This window comes from Priestia sp. P5_B4, assembly GCF_056400385.1.
On the sequence record NZ_JBFULJ010000954.1, the window covers coordinates 1 to 1409 of the forward strand.

The 1409-nt window shown below is 36.3% G+C and carries 2 protein-coding genes; both read right to left on the bottom strand.

What is annotated here, in order from left to right:
- The coding region (locus AC1DRF_RS27835; protein WP_477742290.1) for a mannitol dehydrogenase family protein at positions 1 to 496 on the bottom strand (496 nt) is incomplete at its 3' end.
- A gap of 116 nt (positions 497 to 612) precedes the next feature.
- On the bottom strand, positions 613 to 1409 hold a 797-nt coding region (locus AC1DRF_RS27840; RefSeq protein ID WP_477742291.1), incomplete at its 5' end, for a LacI family DNA-binding transcriptional regulator.

Below are 1409 nucleotides of genomic sequence, written 5' to 3' on the forward strand. Positions count from 1 at the left end.
TAATAAGCCCCTTTGTGGGGTCTCCTTGAAAAGCTTTAAAGCGCTTATATAGAAATGCTGTGACTTTACCTGGAAAACTCTTTTGCGGTGCATGTTCCAAGCGGTCTTCTTCTAAAAATGCGATGCCTGCTTCTGTTGTATTAGAAATAAGAAATCTTAGCTCTTCTTTCTCCGCTAATTGCATATAAGCCTCATAATCTTCATATGGATTTAGACCGCGGCTAATAGATTCAATTACTTCATGTTCTTTGAGTGCTTTACCGTCTTGAATTCCTTGAAGAGAAACCGTAAACAAACCGTCTTGCTTATTCAATTTACCTGCATTTCCGGTGATTCTCGGATTGACAGCTACTATACTGCCTTTAAATGCAGTGCGTTTGTTCATTTGATGAATTTGCCAATCAGCAAACCCTCTTAGAAATACGCCTTCTCCAAACTGCAGAACTTTTTCTGGGTATATACGTGTGTTAGCTTGCATCTGGCGGTTTAACTTCATGTTAGCATCTCCTTCTTTGCACACATTAACATTGTTATTTTTATAGATTTTTATATTATTTTAACCCCAAAAATGTTAACGTTAACATTTTTGGGCCGGTTATACTAAATAACCGGCTACATAGATGAGCGTGACTTCACAGACTGGCGAACCATTAATTCGGTATTAATTAAAACTTTATTTTGCAGCATATTTTTGTCATCTTTGTTCATTAATGATAAAACTGCTTCTGCTCCGGTCATGCTGATTTTCTCGATTGGTCTTTTAACGGTTGTTAGTGAAGGAGTGGTGTATTTGGCTAATTCAATATCATCAAATCCAATAATTGATATATCATTGGGTACGTTTAGCCCAGACTCGAATGCGGCATTCATAGCACCGATTGCCATATCATCATTTGAACAAAAAACAGCAGTAGGCGGTTGCTTCAACCTTAACAGTGCTTTCATTCCTTCATATCCGCTTTGCATATCGTAATTTCCTTGAATCATATACTCTTGGCGAATGGAAACATTATGATCAATTAACGAGTTAAGAAATCCTTCCTTACGCTGTTGAGTTGATTTAAAGCCTTCTATTCCTTCTATGATTGCGATATGTCTGTGACCTAATTCAATCAAATACTCGCCGGCTTTGTAAGCTCCTTCTTTGTCATTAGACAAAATATTAATAATTGATGAATCATCAACTTGGCGATTGAGCACAATCAACGGGATGCCTTTCTCTACTACGTTATATATAAAAGTGTTATCACGATCGCTTTGACTCATTAAAATAATCGCATCAAAGCGTTTATTATTGATGTACGTATAATCATCGTAATCGTCAATGCCTCTTACAAATAAATTATACTGAACATCAATTACTTTACTTACCCCTCTAATACTATCCACTAAAAAACTTGGTGATGTAC